Origin of the sequence: Halomonas sp. A020 (assembly GCF_027943625.1) — a bacterium.
GTDB classification, from domain to species: domain Bacteria; phylum Pseudomonadota; class Gammaproteobacteria; order Pseudomonadales; family Halomonadaceae; genus Vreelandella; species Vreelandella piezotolerans.
The window spans coordinates 157,035-180,966 of the sequence record NZ_AP022850.1; the positions used below are offsets into that span (position 1 = coordinate 157,035).

At 56.9% G+C, this 23,932-nt stretch carries 19 protein-coding genes; 13 read left to right on the forward strand and 6 right to left on the reverse strand.

Annotated features, from left to right (window positions below):
• Positions 1-67 precede the first annotated feature (67 nt).
• Positions 68-775: a DUF3581 family protein gene (locus FRH_RS00765; RefSeq protein ID WP_044629245.1), complete on the reverse strand. Its 708-nt coding sequence runs from the start codon at positions 773-775 to the stop codon at positions 68-70.
• Between the two features lie 107 nt (positions 776-882).
• Between FRH_RS00765 and FRH_RS00770 the strand changes: the two genes are divergently transcribed.
• The gene (locus tag FRH_RS00770) at positions 883-3,831 is read left to right on the forward strand and encodes a hypothetical protein (RefSeq protein ID WP_281997551.1); all 2,949 of its coding nucleotides are present in this window, start codon (positions 883-885) and stop codon (positions 3,829-3,831) included.
• On the opposite strand, the gene FRH_RS00775 is transcribed toward FRH_RS00770, so the two are convergent.
• A complete protein-coding gene (locus FRH_RS00775; protein WP_219863908.1) occupies positions 3,828-4,541 on the reverse strand; it encodes a trimeric intracellular cation channel family protein in 714 nt (237 codons plus the stop codon). The genes FRH_RS00770 and FRH_RS00775 overlap by 4 nt on opposite strands.
• A 234-nt stretch (positions 4,542-4,775) precedes the next feature.
• Here FRH_RS00775 and tssI point away from each other — a divergent pair, with 234 nt between their 5' ends.
• The 9 genes from tssI (at position 4,776) to FRH_RS00820 (ending at position 17,116) form a co-directional block, all read left to right on the forward strand.
• The gene (gene tssI, locus FRH_RS00780; protein WP_281997552.1) at positions 4,776-6,857 is read left to right on the forward strand and encodes a type VI secretion system tip protein TssI/VgrG; all 2,082 of its coding nucleotides are present in this window, start codon (positions 4,776-4,778) and stop codon (positions 6,855-6,857) included.
• Between the two features lie 11 nt (positions 6,858-6,868).
• On the forward strand, positions 6,869-7,663 hold the full coding sequence (locus FRH_RS00785) for a DUF4123 domain-containing protein (RefSeq protein ID WP_281997553.1): 795 nt from the start codon (positions 6,869-6,871) through the stop codon (positions 7,661-7,663).
• Between the two features lie 14 nt (positions 7,664-7,677).
• On the forward strand, positions 7,678-11,280 hold the full coding sequence (locus FRH_RS00790) for a hypothetical protein (RefSeq protein WP_281997554.1): 3,603 nt from the start codon (positions 7,678-7,680) through the stop codon (positions 11,278-11,280).
• A complete protein-coding gene (locus FRH_RS00795; RefSeq protein WP_281997555.1) occupies positions 11,277-12,464 on the forward strand; it encodes a hypothetical protein in 1,188 nt (395 codons plus the stop codon). Before FRH_RS00790 ends, FRH_RS00795 begins: the two co-directional genes overlap by 4 nt.
• Positions 12,465-12,574: 110 nt before the next feature.
• Positions 12,575-13,393: a hypothetical protein gene (locus FRH_RS00800; protein ID WP_281997556.1), complete on the forward strand. Its 819-nt coding sequence runs from the start codon at positions 12,575-12,577 to the stop codon at positions 13,391-13,393.
• Positions 13,394-13,420: 27 nt separating this feature from the next.
• On the forward strand, positions 13,421-14,419 hold the full coding sequence (locus FRH_RS00805) for a tetratricopeptide repeat protein (RefSeq protein ID WP_218013973.1): 999 nt from the start codon (positions 13,421-13,423) through the stop codon (positions 14,417-14,419).
• The gene (locus tag FRH_RS00810; RefSeq protein ID WP_281997557.1) at positions 14,419-15,426 is read left to right on the forward strand and encodes a tetratricopeptide repeat protein; all 1,008 of its coding nucleotides are present in this window, start codon (positions 14,419-14,421) and stop codon (positions 15,424-15,426) included. Before FRH_RS00805 ends, FRH_RS00810 begins: the two co-directional genes overlap by 1 nt.
• A gap of 293 nt (positions 15,427-15,719) precedes the next feature.
• A complete protein-coding gene (locus FRH_RS00815; protein ID WP_281997558.1) occupies positions 15,720-16,499 on the forward strand; it encodes a hypothetical protein in 780 nt (259 codons plus the stop codon).
• A 65-nt stretch (positions 16,500-16,564) separates the two neighbouring features.
• Positions 16,565-17,116: a hypothetical protein gene (locus FRH_RS00820; protein WP_281997559.1), complete on the forward strand. Its 552-nt coding sequence runs from the start codon at positions 16,565-16,567 to the stop codon at positions 17,114-17,116.
• Between the two features lie 250 nt (positions 17,117-17,366).
• On the opposite strand, the gene FRH_RS00825 is transcribed toward FRH_RS00820, so the two are convergent.
• A complete protein-coding gene (locus tag FRH_RS00825) occupies positions 17,367-17,801 on the reverse strand; it encodes a DUF305 domain-containing protein (protein ID WP_275443556.1) in 435 nt (144 codons plus the stop codon).
• A 160-nt stretch (positions 17,802-17,961) separates the two neighbouring features.
• Between FRH_RS00825 and FRH_RS00830 the strand changes: the two genes are divergently transcribed.
• Together FRH_RS00830 and FRH_RS00835 are read left to right on the forward strand one after the other, a co-directional pair.
• Positions 17,962-18,456: a nodulation efficiency, NfeD-like protein gene (locus tag FRH_RS00830; protein WP_281997560.1), complete on the forward strand. Its 495-nt coding sequence runs from the start codon at positions 17,962-17,964 to the stop codon at positions 18,454-18,456.
• A 1-nt stretch (position 18,457) separates the two neighbouring features.
• Entirely contained in the window at positions 18,458-19,507 is a 1,050-nt protein-coding gene (locus FRH_RS00835; RefSeq protein ID WP_044629248.1) for an SPFH domain-containing protein, read from the forward strand.
• A 39-nt stretch (positions 19,508-19,546) separates the two neighbouring features.
• Here FRH_RS00835 and FRH_RS00840 read toward each other — a convergent pair whose 3' ends face one another.
• The 3 genes from FRH_RS00840 to FRH_RS00850 form a co-directional block, all read right to left on the reverse strand.
• The gene (locus tag FRH_RS00840) at positions 19,547-20,875 is read right to left on the reverse strand and encodes a DUF2252 family protein (protein ID WP_219861428.1); all 1,329 of its coding nucleotides are present in this window, start codon (positions 20,873-20,875) and stop codon (positions 19,547-19,549) included.
• Between the two features lie 64 nt (positions 20,876-20,939).
• Complete coding sequence (locus tag FRH_RS00845; RefSeq protein ID WP_239285370.1) at positions 20,940-22,430, reverse strand: sodium:solute symporter family protein; 1,491 nt, start codon at positions 22,428-22,430, stop codon at positions 20,940-20,942.
• Positions 22,423-22,650, reverse strand: a complete 228-nt coding sequence (locus FRH_RS00850) for a hypothetical protein (protein ID WP_044629281.1) — start codon at positions 22,648-22,650, stop codon at positions 22,423-22,425. Before FRH_RS00850 ends, FRH_RS00845 begins: the two co-directional genes overlap by 8 nt.
• 46 nt (positions 22,651-22,696) lie before the next feature.
• Between FRH_RS00850 and FRH_RS00855 the strand changes: the two genes are divergently transcribed.
• On the forward strand, positions 22,697-23,932 hold the full coding sequence (locus FRH_RS00855; RefSeq protein ID WP_230834906.1) for a glycosyltransferase: 1,236 nt from the start codon (positions 22,697-22,699) through the stop codon (positions 23,930-23,932).

Below are 23,932 nucleotides of genomic sequence, written 5' to 3' on the forward strand. Positions count from 1 at the left end.
GGTAGCGTTAATGGCACCCGCCATTGCGCTAACGCAGCGTCGCAATGACGGGTAGGCATCCACTGCCCTAGGCGGCTTCGTAGGCCGCTTTCAAGCGGTAAAACTCGTCGACGATGGCCGCCATTTCGGTAGCATCGTAGTCGCACAGACCGCTCACCACGAGCTTCTTTGAGCCCACACCGACCGCTTCACCAGCCGATTCGATGGAAAACTCCAGCAGCGCGTCGGCACGCTTTCCCTGTACGTCCAACGAGGATTGTGTAAGCGCCAAATGAGGCGAAAAGCCATCCAAGCGATCCAGGCAGAACCCCATGCTGTCGTAGATCACTAACGGACGCTTGGGATTGAACATCACCCCATGCTGCTCCATGAGCGGCTTGAGATAGTGGGGAAAATTCTTACCCGAGAAGGCGACGTAGCAGCGGGCAAAGCCTTCGACCACCGCCTCATCACGCGTCATATCGCCGCTGCGGACGACCTGTAAATAGCATTTACCGCTGTCGTCACAAACGTGAATATCCCCGTCAACGGTTTCACTAAACTTGATCGGTGTGTCGGCACCCACCATATTGGTGAAGCGAAATTCCATTTGTCGCGACAGCCCAAACTTCACCAGCACCAGCGTAAACAGCAGGTCGCCGGGCACGCAGAAACGCCGCGCATCCGGGTTGTGAATCGGGTTGTAGTCGCCAGCCACGCTTTTAGCGAAGCGGCTGGCCTGCTCCGCGGAGATCACCACATACTCTCCGCGCTGCGCGTAAAAATCCTTGAACATGGCTTTGCTGCCTGCCTAGCGTTGAAATCGAAAACCCATAACTGCCCCACGTCGCGCATAATGCCATAAAACACGCGCCAACAGGAGTCATCTGCTAGGAAGCCCGTATGTCCCGTGACACGCCCGCTGCACCACGTCGTTTTCGCCCACTGATCGTCCTGCTGTTTGGCGCGCTAGCCCTCGTGCTGATCTGGCTAGTAGGCAGCCACTGGCTGCTTAACAGCCAATGGCTACCGCAACGACTCTCCACCATCGAAGGGGTCGAGGTACGCTGGACGAACGCCCAGAGCCTTCATCCAGGGCGCTGGGCGGTCGACAACCTCTACCTAGCCCGGGAAGACGAGGCGCTACCGATTACCGTCGAGGCCAGCCAAGCCACCCTGTCGCTATCGCTGCTTGCCCTGCTGCGCGGAGAGCTACATATTCAAGCACTGGAAGCGAACGGCATTCGCCGCTTTACCATCGGGGACATTGCCCTGGAAGCAGAGGGCCAGCTGAAGGTCGAGGATACCCAGTTCAGCCAAGAGACCCTCAGCGTGCCTTATGTAGGCTTGGATATTACCCAGGGCCGCCTCGTCCGCTTGAGCGATCAAACCACGCTGGTGCAGGACATTCAGCTACGCAGTACGGCGTCACTGGACTCACTGTCCACCCAGCAAAGTAACGATGCGCTGACGGAGGCGCTGCTCGACGCCCTCACCGCCCAGCTTGCCATCACGGCTCAAGCCGACGCTTGGGATGTGTTCATGCCTTACTTAGAGGCACTGCCCTGGCTAAGCTTGGTAGGCAGCGGCGTGTTGGAAGGCGAGCTTGCGCTCGCCGAGGGCCAACTGCAGCCGGACAGCGAACTGACGTTAGCAGCCCCCGAGCTGGCCCTCTCGATGGATGAGCAGCGCTTGAGAAGTACCGATAACACGCGCCGCTGGCTGGTAGCGGATGACACACCGCCGCCGCATACCGCCACGGGCCAGGGGCGCGTCAGACTCGCCGTGGAAGAGGGTCAACTGCGCTTCACGACCCAGTTGGAAAACGTCACGCTAGCCGATACGCATCCCTACGCGACGAATACCCAGCTCGCCCTCGCTACCCACATTCCCAATCAGCGCCTGGATCAGCTCGACTTGCCCACCCGTGCGTCATTTGAGCTATCGGGCGAAGTGACACGACTCGACATGCTCGACCGCTATCTCGCAACGGCTTTCGATGGCCAAGGGGTTCGGCTTTCCGGCCAGGGGAGCATCACCGCCAGCGCGACGCTCCAGGATGCACGCCTTTACGAAGCATCGCTAACCGTTCAAGCCCCCACGCTAGGCGCAGAGCTGCTCGAACTCACCGCGCAAGGCAGCGGTACCCTCGACGCGGCGCTCTCTACTAAGGAACAGATAACGGCAAAACTGGCCTTCACGGACGCCACGCTGCGCCATCAGGAGCGCACCTTGCTGGCAAACGCAGCGCTAACACTAGCGGCACAAAGCCCCCTCGACCCCGAGCAGGCCCAACAAAGTGCCACGGCGCAACTGAGCTGGGAAGACGCCACGCTGCCCAATATCCAAACGCTACAACCCTACCTTGCGTCGGTGTTGCCCAGCCCTTCTCCGCTTACGTTAAACAGTGGCACGGCCACCAGCCATGGGCAGCTAAACCTCACGACCGAGCAACTAAGCGGAGAGCTTCATCTAGCCGGCAACGCGCTGACCACCGGCTGGCAACGTAGCGGGCAGCGCGGCACCTTGGTGAGCAATACGCAGCTCACACTGGCGATTCGCCAAGCGGCGCTGGATGGCACGGCACTGGACATCAGCGGCTCGCGGCTGAGCTGGCAAGTCGCCGACCCGCAACATCCCAGCGAAGCGCTGGAGAGCACGCTGGTGCTGCGCAACGGCCGTTTCCAGCGCCGAAACGCTACGCCTAGCGGGCAGTTCACGCTGGAGGGCAGCGTGCAGCGGCTGGGATTTCTCAACACGTTTTTACCGGATGCCCACGGCGTAACGCTATCCGGCAACGGCCAGCTCTTTTTGCAGGGCGCGTTCATCGATGACGCGCTGCAAGCTCCGACGCGGCTGCGGATCAATGCTAACCAATTAGAAGTGACGTTCCTCGACTATTTAGCCACCGGGCGCGGCGAGCTGACCGCCCAGCTCGACAGCCCCGAGCAGGCGCAGCTTTCGCTGGGGATTCCGCAGTTTGTCCTACGGCAGCAAGAGGACGACCGCGCGCATTTGGAAGGCCGCCATTTTGCGCTCACCACCCAAACCGACCGCTTTAGCGACGTGCTGGACTCACCCGCTCCCGAACACTTCACCACCCGCGTTGCGCTACCCATCACCGAGGTGCCGGACATTACCCGCTACAACCGCTACCTGCCAGAAGATGCGGGAGTCGAGCTTCTCTCCGGCAACGCCAGCCTGACAAGCGAATGGCTGCTGGAGGGGCTGCGTGCCCAAGGTGATATCACGCTGCGCGCTTTCGACACCGAGATGGCGCTACTGGAGCAGCGCCTGAGGGGCGACGTGACGCTGCATTTACAGCTTACCGAAGGCGATATCGAGACACGTCGGTTCACCGCCAACGACTCTTACCTGCGCTTGGAAAACGTCTTTCGTCGCAGCGACGATGGCACTCAGGATGCGGGCTGGTGGGTACAGCTCACCATGGAGGAGGCGCAACTGGAGTGGAGTGATCCGATTCAACTCACTAGCCAGCTACGTTTAGGGATGCGCGATACGGGGCTCTTGGCACGGCTCTTTCTCGCCCGCGCCCGGGAGAGAGACTGGCTGGGTAGGCTACTGAACGTGCATGACATCCATGGCAGTGCGGCACTGGCGATGAGCGGAGAGCAAATACGCCTGCATGATCTCACGCTCACAGGCGGGCCGCTGCGACTGCTCTCCGATGTGACCCTAGCCAACGGCCAAGCCAATGGCGCCCTCTATGCCCGGCTTGGTGCCGTGGGCCTTGGCGTGGAGCTGAACGACAGCGAACCGGCCCTGCGTGTACTCCAGCCCAAGCGCTGGTTTGACCGCTGGCGCGACGCCCAGCGTTTTCCCAGGCCTTAGCGGCGCGTGCGCTCCCGACGAATCATACGTACACGCTCTTTGGCCTTTTGCGGTGTCGACAGCGGCGCGTTGGCGTCTTGGTGTTTAAGCGGCAGCGTGACCCAGGCAAACACCGGCAAAGCCAAGTGCCAATGAATCGCCGCTAAGCGCAGCCCCAGTGTCACACTGAGCGAGGCGGCAATGGCGATAGTCAGTGGCGCATCGAGCGCCTGCAGCGCGACATAGACAATTCCACCCGCCATGGCGGCGGTGGCGTAAATCTCTTCGCGCAGCACCATCGGCACCCGCTGGGCCAGCACATCACGAATCATGCCGCCCGCCACGCCGGTCATCATGCCCATCAGTACCGCGACGACGCCAGAGGTGCCCAGCAGCAGCGCTTTGTGCGTGCCGATGACGGTAAACAAGGCCAGCCCAAAGGCATCCGCCACCGGTAAAAAGCCCCGAGAGAGCCGGTGAATATAGTGAAACCCCACCAGCGACACGCCCACCGTGGCCAAGATCACCCACAAGTAGGTAGGGTCGGTCACCCAGAACACCGGCCGCACACCCAGCACCAAATCGCGCAGCGTACCGCCCCCAATGCCCGTCACCGCCGCCAACACCAGCATACCGAACGGGTCCATCCGCGAGCGACAGGCCAAAATCACGCCCGACAGGGCAAACACGATCACCCCCGCCATATCCAACCCATAAATCACACCCGACACGCGGCTCTCCTTTTCATCGCCATCAGAGGCGAAGATTACCACTTCTTGCCAGCCCCACCCTGCCATATCTGCTCATTTTTTAATCAATCAACGCGCATTTTGTAAGAGATTGCCGACACGGCTTGTAAGACATTGCCGCTTTGTCGCCTTGGCGGGTTGCAGTATCGATTCTGATGATTAACCTGAGCGTTTCTCATTTGTACTCATGAGCATTGAAACTTCCCAGGAGGGGGCATGGCACTCAGCACCGGACTGCACTTTACCGTGACGCTACCCGGCGTTGACGACGTGGCCGTGATCGACTTCACCCACCGTGAAGCCCTCTCCCAGCCTTTCGAGCTGGTACTCAACCTGGCCAGCCGCGACGGCAGCCTCGATGCCGCCGAGTTACTCGACCGCGAGGCCAGCCTCACGATTTGGCAGGATGGCGAGCCACTGCGCCGGGTACACGGCATCATCAGCGAGTTTGGCCGGGGCGACCGCGGCCACCGCCGCACGTTTTACTCGCTGGTACTACGCCCCGCTCTATGGCGACTCTCGCTGCGCCACAACTCGCGCATCTTCCAAAAGGTCGACCCGCTGACCATCATCAATACCCTGTGCGACGAGCGGGGCATTACCGACGTAGCTTTTGCCGTGAACCGCGAACTGCCGGAGCGCGAGTACTGCGTGCAGTATCGCGAGACCGACCTGGCATTCATTGAACGTCTAGCCGCCGAAGAGGGGTTGTTCTACTTCCATGAATTTGACGAGAACAGCCATCACCTGATCTTCGCCGACGACCCCAGCGTGCTGACCAGCGTGGGTGAACGGAGCTACCACAGCCGGGCGGGCGGCACCGCCCCCCAGCGCCACGTGCGCAAGCTGCGCCACACCGCTCGGGTGGCCACCGCCTCGGCCACCCTCAAGGACTACAGCTTCAAGACCCCCGCCTATGCCCAGCTCCACGAGCACCAGGGCCGCGACGTGGAAGCCCACGGCCAGCGGGACGACTACGAACACTACGACTACCCCGGCCGCTACAAGCAGGACGCCTCCGGCAAGCCCTTCAGCCGCATTCGCCTGGAACAGCTGCGCCGCGAAGCGCTCACCGCCCACGCCGACAGCGACCTGCCCGAACTCGCCCCCGGCGTCCGCTTCACCCTCACCGACCACGACACCGACACCTTGAACCGCGACTGGCAAGCCATCGACGTGGTGCACTACGGTGAGCAGCCTCAGGCCCTGGAAGAAGACGGAATGACTCAAGCGGATGCCAACGGCATGACCCGCTACTACAACCAGGTCACCCTCATCCCCGGCGACGCCCCCTGGCGCGCCACCGCCAACCCCAAACCGCGGGTAGACGGCCCCCAGGTGGCCTTCGTGGTGGGCCCGGAAGGTGAAGAGATCCACTGCGACGAACACGGCCGGGTCAAAGTGCAGTTCCCCTGGGACCGCTACGCGGAACCCAACGACACCGCCAGCTGCTGGGTACGCGTCTCCCAGGGCTGGGCTGGGGGCGGGTACGGCAGCATCGCCATTCCGCGTATTGGCCACGAAGTGATCGTGTCGTTTTTAGAGGGCGACCCGGACCAACCGCTGGTCACCGGGCGCACCTACCACGCGGTGAACACCGCCCCCTACCCGCTGCCGGAGCACAAGACCCGCACGGTACTGCGCACCCAGAGCCACAAAGCCAAAGGCTTCAACGAGCTGCGCTTCGAAGACGAAGCGGGCAAAGAGCAAATCTGGCTCCACGCCCAGAAAGACTTGGAGCTGCTAACGCTGAATGACCGCACCGAAGAGATCCGCCACGACAGCTTCTTGAAGGTGCAGAACGACCGCATCAGCGAGATCGACAACGACGATCACCACACGGTGCACCGCAACCGCTTTGAGCACACTGAAGGCCAGCAGCACCTTACGGTACAAGGCACGCTGCACATCAAGGCAGGTCAAGCGTGGCTTAGCGAAAGTGGCCGAGAGCTGCACATCAAGGCAGGCCACAAGGTGGTGCTGGAAGCCGGTAACGAACTCACCCTGAACGCCGGGGGCAGTTTTCTCAAGCTGGACGGCGGCGGCGTGACGATGGTCGGCCCGAAGGTGCGGGTCAACGCAGGCGGCAGCCCTGGTAATGGTTCAGGGCAGGCGGTTGAAGGCCCGCTGCTGCCGGGGCGGGCAGTGGCGGAGGTAAGTGAGGCGATACCGCCCATCACGCATGAGGCGCTGCTGGAAGCGTCGGCCAAGGAGGCCAGTATCCTACAGCTATGCCAAAAACAAACCGATGGCAGTTGCCCACTGGCTGACTGCCCATGCCGAGCTAGAGCGAGCTGATGCGTTATGCCATGAGCCTCCCAGAGCGAGGCGCACATCGCTACTGGTTGATCGATACGGCCAGCCTCCCAGAGGGCGAAGTGTTGCGCCGTTTCTACACGCTGGTGAACCAACCTCAATTTCGCTGGCTTTACGACGGCACGGCCTATCACACCCTGCGAAAGAGCGGTCCCCTGCTGCTGGATATCACACACAACGCGAACATGTGGCAGCAGTGCAGTACAGACTGGTTGCCGTATGCCTCCATGGTCGTCATCGATACACCGACTGCGCTAGATGACCTTAAGCAACGCTTGGCCGCCTGCCTGACCATCAATACGCTTGGCAATGGAAAGGGCTTGCTGCGCTTTTATGAAAAGACCACGCTGCGCCTTTTGCTGGGGGAGCAACAGCTCGATTCAGTTGACCGCCTTGCGCTACTGGGTGAGGACGCTTGTTGGACGTGGCCGCTTTGCCCGAGCCCCGCCGGTACCGTTTATGAACGCCACTTCTCGGCGGGCGGCAGCCGCCTACCGAGTGACAAACCCCTTCGGCTGAGCGCCGAGACTCAGCAGCGCCTGCACGACTTGCGGCAGTTTTCCCGACTGATGCCCGTGCTGGGCGATGCCCTATATCGCTTCGACCTATTGCAACAAGGGGACGAGGGCATCGCCTCCCTTTGGCAGGCCCTGGAGCATTACTGGCACCACACTTGGCAACGCAACCTGTCACGCAAACAAGCGGTGGAACAGGCACGAGACAAGCTGATAACGAGTGACGGATTGGAACACTTCATCGAGGCACTGTCGCTCGAGTCAATGACATGACAAAGGACACGGGAATGTCACAGAACCATGCGTGCAGCCCCAAGGCAATCTACGTGGAGATCACCGGTCGCCATGCGGATAATGACCAGAACGAATACTGGCTTTATCAGGGCGACGCCGCAGAGGAACACTTGGCAGAGGGAGACGCGTCGGAAGGCCGTTTCGGGCCCATCGTCGAATCCCAGCAAGAATATCTCGAAGATGAGTTAGCCAACTATCGCCTAGTGCAAAAGATAGGCGACATTGAAGTACCGCTGCTTCAGGTCGAGGAAATATCTCAATGTGGCCTGATACCTACACAACGGGCGTTTCAACACCATCTGATGGTTTCGACGGTCCCCATGCTGTACCTCGACCACCAGGAGCTGGCGGCGGGGCCGTGCCGTGGCGGGTTCCTTTATGTCTTTCTCGACGGGCGCTTGATTCGGGAGCTCGTAGTATCGGGTGAGACCAACCAAGCACCGCGCTTCATTGACAGTGATATCTCCACCTATCGGCAGCAAGGGGGAGAGATCCCGGCCGTTCGTGAGTTTACCGGCCCCGCCCTTGCCCATCTGCATTTGCCCCTCAAGCTCGATGGAAAGACAGCCGATGTACGCCTTGCCTTCTCGGACCACCCATGGCCCTGGGCACATATCGAGCAGTTGGAAGCCAACCCAGGCCTGATCGAGAAACGCTGTCAGCCACTCGCCCTCAATGAATCGTCCGTCAGTGCCATGCTGCAGGGCAGTATGCGTAACATGTACGCCCACAGCCTGGAGACGAACCGAGACGAGTGCGCAGGCAAGGCCGCCATGGATTGGCTGCCCCCCATGCGCCCGCGCGATGCCATTTACGAACAAGCGTGGGGGAGCGCGAGGGACTATCTGGAAGACATCACCGCAGCAGGCTGGAACCGTCTCATTGAGCAGTTACAGGTCGAGCGTGCGTTTTTCGAGTCCGACGAACAGCAGGCAACGCCTCCGGATATCGATGAACAAACGCGCCAACGGCACTTCGCCCCTGCACTACGTAGCTGTCTCGTGCAGCAGTGGAACAATGCCTGCAGGAGCGATGACGAACGAGCAGATGACGCTTCGCTTGCCCTGCTGCCCGCACCAGAAGGCCTCGAGGATTGCCTAACGGAGCTCCGCGAAAAACAGCTCTGCGCTATTTTCTTGCGCGACCCCAAACAGGTGATGGGTCATCTCATCGAGGACATTCAAGCAGGCCAAGAACTGCTCTGGGTACTCTCAGAGGGGATGAAATATCATCCGCACGGCAAGTCGGCCGAGCTGATCCAGGCTAACTGTTTCATGCCTTACGGCCCCGAGGGCGAAGATAACCCGCTTTACCTAGACACTTGGTACGACACGCGCCTAAACCGCTCCCGAGAGAGCCTGTTCGCTCGTTTGATCAAAGAGGAAGAGCGCCGCCTAGCTCGCCTGCGGATCGACGAGCGGCTTTCTGCGCTGGTGGCGCTGTTTAATGACACATCACCGGGGGCCTTTTGCCATACCCTGCGCGACGCCATGCTGTTTGATGATATCAACCACCTGGAGCCTTACGCGCTGCTGGCTCGGTGTATCGAGACCCTACAAATCGGCTTGAACTGCCTCGACTTCAAAGCAACGCCCGAAGAAGCCCAAGCCCTCCAGGCCCCTGCACAGTGTCGGCAAGCTCTTGAAGCGCTGTTCGCGGCCTCTCGACAACAGGCGGCCCATGCCTGCTCTCCTCTGCTGTTTGCCGAGGAGAACTGCAGCGCGAACGTTTGGGGCAGCTCTTATGCCCGGCATTTAGAACGCTTGCAGGCGGCCGCGCAGAACGTGCTGAACCAGCAAGACAAGGTCGCTACCCCGACCGGGGAACAACTGATTGCTTGGCAGCAGCGCCTTGATGAAGAAGTCGGTGATCTGGGGCCCGCCATGAGTAGCGCCCGCATGGCGCTCAACGGTACGGACGCCGTCGCCAGCAGCATCGTGCCGTCCCTGCTCAACGCGGTGCCGGGCCTGAAGCTGGGCGAGACCATGACCCTTACCTTGGCCACCGATGTCGCCGATCTCAAAAGTGCCTTGATGGGGGGGCTGCCCATCGAGGTAGTCGATACCGACGGCGTCGTTCACTGGCTGTTGCCCAGCCAGTTCAAACCGTTGACCGAGGAGATGGCTCAAGGCGGTATCGCCCTTCAAGCCGCCTCCGCCCGCAATGTCTTGGGCGGCGACGTCGCCTCGTCACCAGCGGCCACAGGCCGTGCCCAAGTGACCGGTCAAGTGACCAGTGAGCAGGCCTTTCGATGGACCCAAACGGGGTATATGGGGCTTTGGTCGGGGTTGGTGGTGCTGGAGGTTTATAATTTAGTGGTATCTGGGTATGCCGTTGATGAAGACTTCGGCGCTCGCTCAGTTGGTGGGGTTATCAGTGCCGCTCTTGATGCCTCTCTACTGACATTGCAGGGCCTTAAGCTGTCTAATGTCCGCTGGGGGTGGACAGTTAAGACCAATGAGTTTCTTGATCAACGATGGATCAATAATCCTAGATGGAAAGAAGCCATGGGCGAGGCTGGTCAAGTTCGTGGGGCTTTTGCATTCGCAGCTGGGTTATTCACCGCTTCACTGGTGGCTATTGATGCATACCAACTTTATCAGCGAGGGCTGAAGGAGTCGGCTGGCTGGACAGCGGGTGCCAGTGGTGCCATCGGAGTGGGTTCCTATGTCGGGGCTGGCTACGGCCAAGGGTTGTCGAACGCCGCCAGGATGAACCTCGTGCGCAATCGATTTTTGCATGGGCTTTTGGGCTTGGTGGGTACGCCGCGCCCGGTACCGGTGATGCTGGTCAGCCTCGGGGTAGCGTTGGTATGTCAGTACATGGCTACCAACGCTCGCGATGATCGTCTCTCCCTCTGGGTACGTTATGGACCTTTCGGGAATCATCAAGATGAACTGGCAGGGAAGCTTCAGGCCTTGGCGGAGGACGCCGAGGATGATGCTCGGCAGGTAGACAAGCACGATTACCTCAAAGACCTTCAGTCAGCTTCTTCCGAAGATGCATATTTCCAGTTATTGCAAGGACTTTTCCAAGCACGCTTCGCGCTGGTGGCTCCCCAAGGCTTAGTCGATATCGATCCGGATTTCCTTGACTGCGCTATTGCTATTCGCATGACCTGCCCCGGGCTGCGCTATGGCGAGTTTCAATTGCCCATCTCCCAGGTTGAAGCCAACTGCTCGGCCCCTGTGCCGGACAGGCGTCACACCTATCAATACGCCCCCATGGATAGCCGCCGCATACTGGTGGATCTTTCGAAACAAGATCCAGATGACCCAACGGTGCGTTATTTGGGCATTCGCCTTCCTCGGGAGTGGCGTCGCCTGGGGGTTCCCACCACGGGGCTTGGCGATGTGCCCGCCAAATGGCTGGCGGCCAGTCATGGTCAATTCCGCCATGAGCCGGATTATCAACGCGAATACTACCAGGGCAGTTATCTGGTACGCATAACCCCTGGAGATCTTGAAGGCCAGGGTAGCGTGGAATACTGGGACCCAGTCGAAAGACAACATCGTAAGCTGGAAGATAGCGTTGCCTTTGCAGCGCAACCCTCGACACTGACCTGGGTGTGGAACAAACAAGGAGCTGGAGTATGAGCCAGACGGATCAACCACAAGATCTCTATGCCGAGACCGCGTTCCGGGCCGACGCCATTCCCCGCCAGGCAGCACCGCCAGAAAAAAGCGTTTGGGGGAAACTGGGAAGTAACTTTGACGTCGCCCGTCTGCCGTGGGGTCACTATGTAGGCATTAATCCATCGGAATTTGAATATGAATATTCCGGAGGTTGGTATCGTGACTACGAGTATATGGGCGATCATGATTTCCATGACTTTAATCATATAAACGAGTTGCGTTGGTCAAAGTTCGTCGATGAAGACATCAGCCTAGTCTATCGTTTTTTTCGCTTTTGGTTTGTTTTCTGGACGCATCTACTTAGCTTTATTGGCCCAGGCGGGGGGAAGGGAGGGGGGTGGTTTCTTACTAGTATAGTTGCAGTCTGCACGATTTTGTTTCTGTTTGCCGCAGATACTATCTTGGCTGCTCTAACGCCTCTAGCTATTACGGTAGGTTTGTGTGGGGTGGCAACTGTATTTAAAACTCTGTTTGAGAAGCATAGTATTCGTTTCTACAAGAGTAACCAGGACTGGTCAGATGATGTTGCTTTCTGTCGTCGTTCGGGCCTGGTCAAGAGCTTTCAGGGCAATTTTCCTTTCTACGAGTTCGATGCCTTTATCGAGATGGCCGCAGACATGAAGGGCAATCAGCGTCACTCCCTCAAGGTGCGTCATCGCTATCCCCAGTTTAGCAAGGACAAGCACAGTGGCTTGCCGTTGGAGTTCACCTTCCCCACCGATACCGGCAGTATCGCCGAGCGCTATGCCATGTGGGACATGCTCGGCCGCTACATGGACGTGAGCCAGCCGCTGCCGGACATCCCCCGCCTGGAGCCGTTTCGGCACCTCGACCCCACTACGAAAGCCTTCGATGAGGCAGGTAAGCGCGGCCGTCCAGCCACCTACTGGCGTGACCTCTACGCCAAAGCCAGCGAGAAAGAGCTTAAGCAACTTCGTGAAGAGCACCGCAAGACCGTCGACGCCGCGCCCTGGGGAAGTCGCCCCGACCTGATGGCCCACTCCGTGCCCGGCTATGGCGACAGCTATACCGCCGAGCCCGAAGACGTCAACGCCTACGGCCGCGCGCCCAACAAGGAAGACCGCTTCGTCGAACGCGCCGATGCCAAGGGCACCTCTTCTCAGGACACATCTGATCACGGTTAAAGACATCAAAGTAATTGTGACTTACCCCCAATAGGGGAAGACTGTTACTGGTCTTCCCTAGCGTTAAAGCTTGCAGCAGGCTTAGGGGGACACTCGGTTTCGCGCTGGGCATGCAGAACGGTAAGTTCGTGTTGCGCATGGCCGCACGTGTCGTCATTGGTAAAGGCGCAGGGGGTGGGCTCTCGGTAGAGCTGGATGTCGATAGCCTGGACCTGTGGCTCGCCATGCTCCATCGCGCCATGGTGGACAACAACTACGTGAAGCCCGAGTGGATCGACGAAGAGGCTTACGAAAGCATGAGCTGGCTGGGCTACCTCGCTACCACGACCCTGCTGAACGTCGGTCTACTGGCCGCACGAGGACAAGCCGGTATTGAACGGCTCTACAACGCCATGACGGGTGGCCAAAATGCGGGGCCGATTGCATATGTAATTGTTAATGACCCAAGACAAGACAAAATGCGTGACTGGGTGCAGCAATTAACCCCAGAAGGGCTCGGAGCACTGCTATATCTACTCGTTAGTGAGCCAAGGGCATTTGAAGTAGAAGAGCCCGGCAGGGGCAGGAGTGCCGGAAGAATCCAACGCTTTAGTTCTCAGGAAGCACTGGATTTTCAGCAGATGGCCATTGCCAACTGCTTGGGCTGGATAGTGGAAGGCGTCACCATGAGCGTTTACGGCCCGCTTTGCCGCTTCAGCCGCGAAGACCCCACCCCTTCACAATACCTGTTTACCAAAGCAGTGGTCAGAATGACCGCCAACGGTCAACCGCCCCATAATTATCCAGACACCGCTTATCATAACCATAAGCTGGCCTTGGATCGTTTTATGGAACGGATATCAGGCACTGATAATCCTGATGTTCCTGGTTCAAAGATTGATTATCGCAGGTACGTTGCTGGCCTAGGGACTGACATCTGTGCCAGTTAATAAGATGGCTATGAAAGGAATGACATCATGCGATCAATTACCCTGACAATGTTAGCCGGTTTAACGCTAACGTCCTTTCTGTCCCACGCCTGGGCTCCGAATGACGAGGCGCAAGCTGCCAAGGATGAAGGCATGCGGCTATGGGGTATTCATCAGTGGGAAAAGATGCAACCTCCACTAGAAATAGCCGCAGCCAGTGGTGACGTAGAGGCAATGTATTACCTAGGCGAGGCTAATAGACTACTTAGCCGTGGGCTATCTCAGGCCGCCTTGGACTGGTACTACCAAGCTGCCCAACACGGTGAACCTTATGCCATGCTGCGCCTGTTCGATGGCGGCGCCTGTGAATTAGGCGATGTCTGCCCCGAAAACGGTGATGACTGGCCACAGGCGGCACTGGAACTGACCTTACCCAAGGCCGAGGCGGGTGATCCTGAGGCGATGTCAGTCCTGTATGACATCTACTTCTACGTCGAAGAGCCCGACGAAGAAAAAGCCATGGAGTGGTTACTGCGCGCCGCCGAGGCAGGCCATGTGGAATCAATGAACTTACTCGGCAAAATTGCCCGTAACGATGAAGATAGTTATGCCAACGACACTGAGCGCTTGGAAGCGGCAGAGCCATGGTTCCGCCAAGCCGCAGAGGCGGGCTATGCACCTGCCATGCATAACCTCTCATCTGTATTAAACCACCTAGGCCAGCCCGAGGAATCATGGGAATGGGTCAACAAAGCTTCCGATGCAGGACATATTTACGGACGAACCTGGTTGGCTGCCTGTAACATTGCACCTGATTGGGAAGAGTTGACTCTATGTAATTCTGCTACCGCCCCAGAGCCAGCAAAAGGCTGGGCGATTTTCCTTGCTATACATGAAGAGGTCCCCGGCACTTCTTCAGAACGATCACTGCGTGTTTATCGGGAAAGCGTCACCCCAGAACAGCGCGAGGAAGGAGAGCGCATGATGGATGAGTGGCTGAACCTCGAACCGCCTCTCTCTTATTTCCCAGAAAAGTTTGGCCCCTGATGCGGTTAATTCAACGCTCCGTGATATTCGCCGGACTAACGCTGACAACGTTCATGTTTCCGCACGCCTGGGCACTGGATGACGAGACGCAAGCTGCCAAGGATGAAGGCATGCGGCTATATGGTATCAGTAGACCACAAACAGCTATATCTTATTTAGAACAAGCAGCAGAGGCTGGTGATGCAGAGGCGATGTATTACCTGGGCGAAGCGAACCGCCGCTTGGTCATGGGCGGCATGAACCAAGCCGCACTAGACTGGTACTATCAGGCGGCCCAACACGGTGAACCCTACGCCATGCTTCGCTTGTTCGATGGCGGTGCCTGTGAACTAGGTAATGTCTGCCCCGAAAACGGTGATGACTGGCCACAGGCGGCACTGGAACTGACCTTACCCAAGGCCGAGGCGGGTGATCCTGAGGCGATGTCCGTCCTGTATGACATCTACTTCTACGTCGAAGAGCCCGACGAAGAAAAAGCCATGGAGTGGTTACTGCGCGCCGCTGAGGCAGGCCACGTGGAATCCATGAACTTGCTCGGCAAAATTGCCCGTAACGATGAAGAGAGTTACGCCAACGACGTGGAGCGCTTAGAAGCCGCAGAGCCATGGTTTCGTCAAGCGGCAGAGGCGGGTCATGCGCCAGCAATGAATAATCTTGCTTCTGTTCTGAATCATTTAGATCAGCCCGAAGAGGCCTGGAAATGGATAACAAAAGCTTCTGAAGCAGGGCATATCAATGGGCGAGGCTGGCTAGCTGCTTGTCATATAGCACCTAACGAAGAAGGGCGGAGCTTATGCCGAGCAGCTCCGGAACCAAATCCGGCAGAAGGATGGGCTATCTTCCTTGCTATCAACCAAGAGGTGCCTGGCACTTCCTCTGAAAATGCTTTGCGTGCTTACCACGATAGCGTCGCCCCAGAACAGCGCGAGGAAGGAGAACGCATAATGGATGAATGGCTCAACCTCGAACCGCCCCTCTCTTACTTTCCAGAGAAGTTTGGACCCTGATGCCGTTAATACAACGCTCTGGCTGGCGGGCAGAGTTAGCAGGGCTAACGCTGACAGCGCTCATGGCGCCGCTCGCCTGGGCGCTGGATGACGAGACGCAAGCTGCTAAATAGCAAGGTATTGGCTGTAGGTCTCCAACAATGAAAAAAGTTATCTCTCATGCAAGTGCAGCTGAAAAAAATTAAAAATGATTCTTTGGCTGAACGCAAGTATTGCCTGGCAAACCACAAGGGAGCTCCTATCTAATTTTTACTTAAAAACCAACAGCATAAACACCTCAAAAAGCATGCGAAATGAATTTAACCAAGAAGATAAAGACCTATTCTTTAACACTTCAAAATCACAGCAAAAACATCATCAAGGATGAGAAGAAAATGAATTTTTGGATAAAACTCATTACCCTAATTATTATCACAATACTTTTGGCAGGATGTTCAAAGGAAGAGCGTGAAGCAAACAGCCTACATGAGTCCTTAATGAAAGATATTGAAGCAATCGATGCGTTAGAAAACAACACTTCTATCATCGAAAAGCTTACAATCTATAGTCAAGCGAAACACAAAATAGAAAGACTTCGTACACGCTATGCAGCTACCAAAAAAGGTGAAGAGCTTCTCGAAAACTCAATCCTTTCATCTGACTTGACTGCCGAGGATATAATATCAGAAGCATTAGCGCTCGAAGACAGGGCATCAGATGAGCTTTCTGAAATTCAAATACAGCGTATTATCATTGATGCAATACCCACGCCTGAAATTCGCAACCACCGTTTGGAAAGCCATGGGATATCGCTGGCTAGACAAGGAGACATTGAAGAAGCTAACGAAGTTATTCCCAGTTTACAAAATTCGCTAAGCATAGCTATCGTGCAACTGGAAGTTGCCAAAGCGTATCATAGAAACAGCAATATTGAAGCGGCTAAAAATATTTCGTTAGAAGCTAGCGATACAATTTCACAGTATAGTCTAGATGAACAATTCTGCAGCACAATCAACTGTGAAAATGAAGAAGCAAGAAAAAGATTTGTAGAGGCCGAATTGCGGCTGTTTAGGTCTGAGCTCTACTCATCTTAATATCTTAATAAAATTTTACGCCAACTATTTCTCGGTTGGCGTTCAACCGGCGAGCTTTTTTTAAAATGAAACTCAAGATCATTATATTTTCAATAGTAGCGACGTTTTCAGTATCAATATTTTTATACATGCAACCAAAAGGGCCTCCCCCTCACCCTACAATGACCAACTTCATTGAAGCTATTAAGAATCAAGATCATGAGCAAGCAACATTGTACTTGCTTTCATCTCACAATAGAGAGATATACCGTAAAACATATGTGAGAGAAAACAAAACCAATGAAAGCGATCAGTCTTATCAAATGGATTTCGATGGAGCGTGGCCATCTTATTCAGAAGCTAGCCAGACGAGTATTAACCCAAGAGAGTGGATCGAAGATAAAATAACACAGCTTAACTGGATGGCCAACAATCTTCGAGTTAGCTGGAGAAAAATGCATCCAAAAGAATGTAAAGAATTTTACCAGTCTAGACAAACCTTGACATGTGAATATTCTAATGAGGCACGAATTTGGTCACCTAATAGATTTCATAGAACCTATGAGATGAAGTTAAATTATGATTATGAAGAAGACCGGATTATTTCTTACTGGGTTTACCCAAAAAGTCAGCAATAATAGTAGCGAACTAAAAAATCAGCTGACACGAAGTTAACAATGGAGGTGGCTCTTAGGCACTGAAAAGTTAGGAAAAAGCAGCTAAGAAAAAATAAAGCTGAGAGACTATCTCACAAAAAGACATGCAACTCCCGCTTGGACTCACAAAAGAGCGGGAGTATCGAGGCAACATACCTCTTTAAATAATGAATCGCGCATTATTACAGAGTCAAACAATTAATTCTTTAGCTCACCCTACTCAATGCTTGCGTTAATACCCTTGCCTAGCCAACCACGCTTTCAAGAAAGCAATTTCACTCTCTTGGGCGGCAATAATGTCCTCGGCCAGTTGACGAATTTCGTCATCTTCGCCGTGCGCCAGCACAATTTCTGCCATGGCGATAGCGCCCTCATGGTGTGGAATCATGCCCTGCGCAAAGTCCACGTCGGGTTGGCCGGTAAACGCCATATTCATATCGTTGTGCATGCGATCATTTGCGGCTCGATAAGCGATAACAGCAGGGTTGTCGCTATGGGTAGCGCTGTGCTCTCCCCCATGCTGCTGATGGCCGCCATGCCCCTCTTCTGTGTGATGGTGCGCATAGCTATTCGAGGAGATTAAAAAGCCTGACAGCAAACAAAGGCTCAGTACCGGCATCACACGTGGCTTTGCAGACACCGCCCGAAGTGCAACATAACGAGACATAGACTTCTCCTGATGAAGGAACGCGTGATCGCGTGTCACAACCATTAACACTTACCAATAAAGCCGAACGAAGTGTAAAACCTATAGGCAGCCCACAGGTCAATATGGGCTAAGTGCGTTACTCTGTTAAACAATCTTTTTCGTCATTCATGGAGTCAATATGGATTGGAACCCTGCTTACAGCTGGCTGGTGCTCGCCTTGCTGTTGAGTCTTGCCGAACTGACCTCGGGCGCCATGGTGCTGCTGGCGCTCGGCATCGCGGCGGCGCTGACCGCCGCCGTCACGGCATTGGGGCTATCGCTGCCCTGGCAGTTGCTCAGCATGGGCGTCTTTGCCGGCGTGATGGTGCCGGTGGGCGTGATGGTGATTCGGCCACGCTTCTCCCCCAAAGGGGTTGCCTACGGCACCACCGGTACCGGCGTCGAAAAAGGCAACCGCTATACCACGCTTTTACGCGAGTATGATCAGGCCACCGGCATTAAAGTGAATGGCGATTTTTTCCGTTTACGTGTGCTCGAAAGTGGCCAAACCGAGCTGCCCGAAGGCACGCAGGTCGTGTTCAAACGCTTTGAAGGCACGACCGCGCTGGTCACCTTAACGCCATCCGACACGGATGATCGTTCACGCGCCACCCCCAACACCCAGGAGTCTTGACATGGATTTACCGATAAGCCCCGGCCTACTGATTAGCCTGATCATCGTCGTCATCGGCATTTTGATCATTTCGAAAGGCTTGGTGATCGTTCGCCAATCGGAAGTGATGGTGATCGAGCGTCTCGGCTCTTTTCACCGCGTGCTGGAGAGCGGTATCAACATCATCATTCCGTTCATCGAACAGCCCCGCGCCATCACTATGCTGCGCTATCGCAAAATGGGCGAGGAGTACACCGCCATCACCACCGATGAGACCCGCATCGACCGCCGCGAGACGGTGATGGATTTCCCCGGCCAGCCCGTGGTGACCACGGACAACGTCACCGTGCGCATCAATGGCGCGCTGTATTACCAAATCATCGATCCCAAGCGGGCGGTCTATGAAGTCGAAAACATGAGCCAAGCCGTCGAGGTATTGGCGAAAACCACGCTCCGCTCGGTGGTGGGTAAGATGGAGTTGGATAAACTGTTCGAGTCCCGCGCGGAGGTCAACAACGAGATTCAGGCGGCGATGGAAGAGCCCGCCTCCAAGTGGGGCGTCAAGATCTCCCGTGTGGAAGTGCAGGATATCGCCATGCCGGAAGAGGTCGAGTCGGCCATGCGCCTGCAGATGGCAGCCGAGCGGAAGCGTCGCGCCACCGTGACCGAAGCCGAGGGTGAAAAATCGGCCGCCATTGCCATGGCCCAAGGCCAGCGTGAATCCGCCATCTTGAATGCCCAGGGCGATAAAGAGTCTGCCATTCTGCGCGCCCAGGGTGAGCAGGAGTCCATCAAGCTGGTGCTGAGCGCTATTGGCGATAGCGAAGAGAACAAGCGCACGGTGGTAGGTTACCTGCTTGGCCAAAGCTATATCAAAGTGTTGCCCACGATGGCGAAAGACGGCGAGCGAGTCTTCGTGCCTTACGAATCTTCGGCTCTGCTGGGCTCCATGGGCATGTTCCGTGAAATGGCAGGCTCCCCAGAAGACACCGTGTCTCATCATTTAAAAAGCCGCTCCGGTCAGGAAAGCGGCTTGAGAAGTGGCATCGTCGGTGGTGCCAGTAGCAGCTAACGAGTTACGTATTAAGCCACTGGCACGGCACTACTCAACCTATGATGCCGTGTCGTTGGCTTGAAAATGCTCCATGAACACTTGGTAGTCTTGAGTAACACAGTCGGCATAGGCCTTAGCAAGCGTTGCGACCACGCCAATAAACTGCTCCTCACGCCCTTCTAATCGCTGGCATACCGCGTTGGCAAACGGTACGGCTTTGCCTCGGTTAAGCGCCTGCGCGCCGCGCAGGTGTTCCCGGGCCAGAATCTCACCCCACTGCCGTGCCAGCTTGCGGTAGGCTTTACCGCCAGAAAGCTTATGGGTGGGATAGTCTTTTTTGAACGGTGATCGCTCGCGTACCGAAAACACCTTGCCGTTCATGGTCAACCAGCCAAGGTAGGCATCCGGGTGTTCGGCAATGGCATGGAACGCCGCGGCATGGCGAATGCCTTCATTGGGAAATAGCTTGCGCCACGCCTGCTGCTGCGCTTTGTCCATCAGGCGGTAGGCTTCTGGCGTGACCTGCTCTTTGATGTCTAGGATCACATCGTCGTGCTCGTGATCTGCCCCGCCTTCGATCAGCACGTAGTATCGCTCGACGCCCAGCGACCCGGTGCCGGCATCCAAACGCCGTGCGGTGTCTTTGACGAAGAAGTGCTGCGGGTCGCTCTCCTTGATGGGGTGCTGCAGCGTTTGCTGGTACTCCTGCTCGATGATGCGGCGTAGCTGGCTTGCTACATCGGCAGGCAGATTGGCGAGCTTGCCGGGGCGCTCGGCAAAGTGACGTCCTTTGTCGGGGTCAAGAGTCGTCCACTTCTCCAGCATGCGCGCCCGGCTTTGTTTATCGGCTACTTTACCCATAAAGGATTTGAGCGGGTCTTTCGCGCTGTCGAGCGTTACCGCATAAATCGGCCGCTCTTCATCACGGTACGCACTCAGCGTCTCTATGTAGCCTTCCAGCAATTTTTTGAGCGCTTTATCCACCGCTTTGGAGCTTAACTCAGCGTTCTCACAGGCATCCAACACGAGACTGATAGCCAGCCGCCACACGTCGTACTGATAATCCCCAATGAGCGCATCATCGAAGTCATCCATGCCGTAGCGTACTTGGTCATCGTGATGGCCGTAAGCGCCAAAGTTGTAGGCATGGGCATCGCCTTGTAGCCACGTTTGGGTATTGGGCCAGCCGCCGAACAGCGCGAAGCGCCAGTCGTGCCAAACATCCTGCCAATACAGATGGTTGGAACCGCGAAAGAAACGATAAGGAGAGGCTGCCATTTTGGCGTATTTCGCCTGCCGATGCGCCGCGCTCAGCGACGCATTCGCCTGTTGAATGGCCTCGATGACCTGTTGAGGGCGGTTATGTCCAGTCAATGCGTGGCTCATTGCAGTGCCTTTGTCAGTGCATTAAAACGCTCTGAGATAAGCGTAGACGATGGACGTTAAGAGATTAAGACACCCGTCTGCCCAAACGCGTCAGTCCGCGAGGGGCTGAAATGCGAAAGAAACGCTCGACGACCTTCTCACACGTTGCAGGCGTCACCAGCGACACCAGCACGAACAGCGGCAAATTGACCATGAGCCCCCAAAAACCGGCATGAATGCCGAGCGGGTGTCGCCATAGCGTGGTGAATGCCACCGTCACAACGAAACCGCCCAGAATGCCCGCCATGACGCCCAACCTAGAGGCGCGAGGCCAAAAGAACATACCAATGAACGCAGGCAACACCTGCGACGCAAAACCAAGCCCTACCAGCAGAATCATTACTAGGCTACCCGGCTCGGCAATCGCCAACGGCGCAATCAGCAAGAACATGATGGGTAGAATCAAAAGCCGCGCCAACTGGGCGGTGACACCCTCCGAGAGCTTCAAAAGCGGCTGCAGCACGTCTTTGCTCACCGAGAGAGAAACCGAGTGAATGAATGGCTCGCTGGAGGACATGGAGGCTGCCAGGGTGCCCGCGCCCAGCAGCCCCACCAGCACCACGGGCAAGTGCTGCGTGGCGTATTCCAGCACCACGATATCTGCCCGCGCGAGCTCCGGCAGAGAGAAAATACCGATGAACCCCACCACCACCATGGGCAGAATCACCACGTAATAGGTAGGCAGCCACGTTGCGCTACGACGCAGGGTACGTGCGGAGGAGGCGCTCATCCACTGCGTCCAGACAGGGGGCATGAATGAGAACATCGAGACGATAATCGATGTGGTCCAGAAGCTAACACTCATATCGCCACCTGCGCCGGGTAGGGTCAAAAACTCAGGGTGCTCGGCGGCGATGCGTTCGAACACCCTGGCAACACTCAGCCCGCCGGTGGCGCTGTGTACGGCCCACAGGCCTACCGCCCAGGCCACCGCCAGCATCAGCACACCCTGGAACGCGTTAGTGCGGCCTATCGCCCGCTGCCCGCTGGCGTAGAGATACACGGCTATACAAGTCAGCACCAACAGCACGCCTAGCCAAACGGGTATCAACCCGCCGCTCATCACAAACAGGATATAAGCGGAACCAATGGTTTGTAGCACTGCGTAGGCCACCGAGCCCACCGCCATCACCAGCGCGGAGAGCGCCCCTAGCGCAGGGCTTTGATAACGGTCGGCAATGGCGCTTGCTTGGGTCACATGGCCAAACTGCTCGCCGAACTGCCATACCTTCGGCCCGAAGTACCACGCCACCAGCGCTAAATAGGCCAAATAAACCGCCACATAAAATACCGCCACGCCCTTGGAGTAGGCCCAGCCCGGTGCGCCCATGAAGGTGTAAGCACTCACACTGCCCGCCGCGATCAGTAAGTAGAGGGTCACTGGCCCCATACTGCGCCCAGCCACGCCCCACTCTTCTAGCGTATTCATAGAGCGCCCCGCCCGTGCGCGAAGGCCGATCAACATGGCGGTGGCCACGTATAACAGCGTGATCACTAACGGCCAGGCACTATTCATGGTCGTCTCGCTCTACAATGCGATTGCCCACCAGCATGACCGCTACGCAGGAGAGGATGATCACATAGCTCCACACCACCATCAGCGGCAGCCCCATTACCAGCGTGGCCCGATTGACCAGGCCGATCACCGGCCATGTGCCTGCTAGCACCAGCATCACAAAGGCAATGAAAAGCCCCCAGCCCGCCCAGGACGTGGGCAGCACAAAAATACGTCGCATGTCATATCCATCATGATGAAAAGAAGTCGACACCACCACGGCTGTCATGGCGGTGTCATGGCGCATTGCCATACTGGCGGCCACCCTAGCCGTTAAGTCGTTCATGATGAAGATTTTAATGCTTTCCGACGTCTATTTCCCGCGGGTGAACGGCGTGTCGACGTCGATCGAAAGCTTTCGGGGGGCGCTGGAACGCCAGGGACATCAGGTGAACCTCATTTGCCCTCGCTACACCGACCACGACGAGGCGGGGCCTCAGATTTGGCGCATCGACTCGCGCGGGGTGCTCGGCGACCCGGAAGACCGCATGATGCGCTACCGCGCCATCATGGCGCTGGCGACGAGACTGCAAGCCAACGAATTTGACCTAATTCATATCCACACGCCCTTCGTAGCCCACTACGCGGGCGTGGCACTGAGCAAACGGCTTGGGATCCCTGTGATCGGCACCTACCACACGCTGTTCGAAGAGTATTTGCACCACTACGTGCCGTGGCTACCCCGCCGCTGCCTGCGTTTTGCCGCTAGGCGCTTTTCGGTACACCAGTGCCAGCAACTCGCGACCGTCGTGGCGCCGTCATCGGCCATGGCTGCCGCACTGAATGCCTATGGCGTTCGTACGTCCGTCGCCACCATCGCCACGGGTTTATCGCTTACCCGCTTTACCACGCAAACCGTGGGCGCCCACTTTCGTGAGCGCCACGGCCTTCCGAAGCACGGTCGACTACTGCTCTTCGTGGGGCGTGCGGCACACGAGAAGAACATCGATTTTTTGATCGATATGCTGCCAGAAGTGCATCGGCACCACCCAGAGACCCACTTGGCGGTCGTGGGCGAGGGCCCTGCCTTGGCATCGCTCAAGCAGCAGGCCGAATACGCGGGGCTTTTAAATTCCGTTCACTTCCTAGGCTACCTGCCACGCGATGGCGCGCTACAGGACGCCTATCGCGCGGCCGACGTCTTCGTGTTTGCCTCGCGTACCGAAACTCAAGGCTTGGTGTTACTGGAAGCTTTGGCGCTGGGCACCCCCGTCGTCTCGACCGCCATCATGGGCACCCAGGATGTTCTACAGCAGGACGAGGGCTGCCTAATTGCCGAGGAGCACCGTAGCCACTTCGCCGAACAAATCAACCGCCTGCTCGACGATGACGCCCTTCGCACACGCCTCGCCCAGCGAGGCCGCATCTACGCCCAGCGCTGGAACGAGGATACCCAGGCGGAAGCACTGGCTACCCTGTATGACACGCTATGTCCCAAGGCATTGGCCTCGACGCCAGCTTGA

Excerpts from the sequence above, each read along its gene's own strand:
- FRH_RS00770 (WP_281997551.1), top strand. The coding sequence starts at position 883 with ATGTCCCGTGACACGCCCGCTGCACCACGTCGTTTTCGCCCACTGATC.
- FRH_RS00805 (WP_218013973.1), top strand. The coding sequence starts at position 13,421 with ATGCGATCAATTACCCTGACAATGTTAGCCGGTTTAACGCTAACGTCC.
- FRH_RS00825 (WP_275443556.1), bottom strand. The coding sequence starts at position 17,801 with ATGTCTCGTTATGTTGCACTTCGGGCGGTGTCTGCAAAGCCACGTGTG.
- FRH_RS00845 (WP_239285370.1), bottom strand. The coding sequence starts at position 22,430 with ATGAATAGTGCCTGGCCGTTAGTGATCACGCTGTTATACGTGGCCACC.
- FRH_RS00815 (WP_281997558.1), top strand. The coding sequence starts at position 15,720 with ATGAATTTAACCAAGAAGATAAAGACCTATTCTTTAACACTTCAAAAT.
- FRH_RS00855 (WP_230834906.1), top strand. The coding sequence starts at position 22,697 with ATGGCGGTGTCATGGCGCATTGCCATACTGGCGGCCACCCTAGCCGTT.
- FRH_RS00835 (WP_044629248.1), top strand. The coding sequence starts at position 18,458 with ATGGATTTACCGATAAGCCCCGGCCTACTGATTAGCCTGATCATCGTC.
- FRH_RS00795 (WP_281997555.1), top strand. The coding sequence starts at position 11,277 with ATGAGCCAGACGGATCAACCACAAGATCTCTATGCCGAGACCGCGTTC.
- FRH_RS00840 (WP_219861428.1), bottom strand. The coding sequence starts at position 20,875 with ATGAGCCACGCATTGACTGGACATAACCGCCCTCAACAGGTCATCGAG.
- FRH_RS00765 (WP_044629245.1), bottom strand. The coding sequence starts at position 775 with ATGTTCAAGGATTTTTACGCGCAGCGCGGAGAGTATGTGGTGATCTCC.
- FRH_RS00800 (WP_281997556.1), top strand. The coding sequence starts at position 12,575 with ATGCAGAACGGTAAGTTCGTGTTGCGCATGGCCGCACGTGTCGTCATT.
- FRH_RS00830 (WP_281997560.1), top strand. The coding sequence starts at position 17,962 with ATGGATTGGAACCCTGCTTACAGCTGGCTGGTGCTCGCCTTGCTGTTG.
- FRH_RS00790 (WP_281997554.1), top strand. The coding sequence starts at position 7,678 with ATGTCACAGAACCATGCGTGCAGCCCCAAGGCAATCTACGTGGAGATC.
- tssI (WP_281997552.1), top strand. The coding sequence starts at position 4,776 with ATGGCACTCAGCACCGGACTGCACTTTACCGTGACGCTACCCGGCGTT.
- FRH_RS00810 (WP_281997557.1), top strand. The coding sequence starts at position 14,419 with ATGCGGTTAATTCAACGCTCCGTGATATTCGCCGGACTAACGCTGACA.
- FRH_RS00785 (WP_281997553.1), top strand. The coding sequence starts at position 6,869 with ATGAGCCTCCCAGAGCGAGGCGCACATCGCTACTGGTTGATCGATACG.
- FRH_RS00850 (WP_044629281.1), bottom strand. The coding sequence starts at position 22,650 with ATGCGACGTATTTTTGTGCTGCCCACGTCCTGGGCGGGCTGGGGGCTT.
- FRH_RS00820 (WP_281997559.1), top strand. The coding sequence starts at position 16,565 with ATGAAACTCAAGATCATTATATTTTCAATAGTAGCGACGTTTTCAGTA.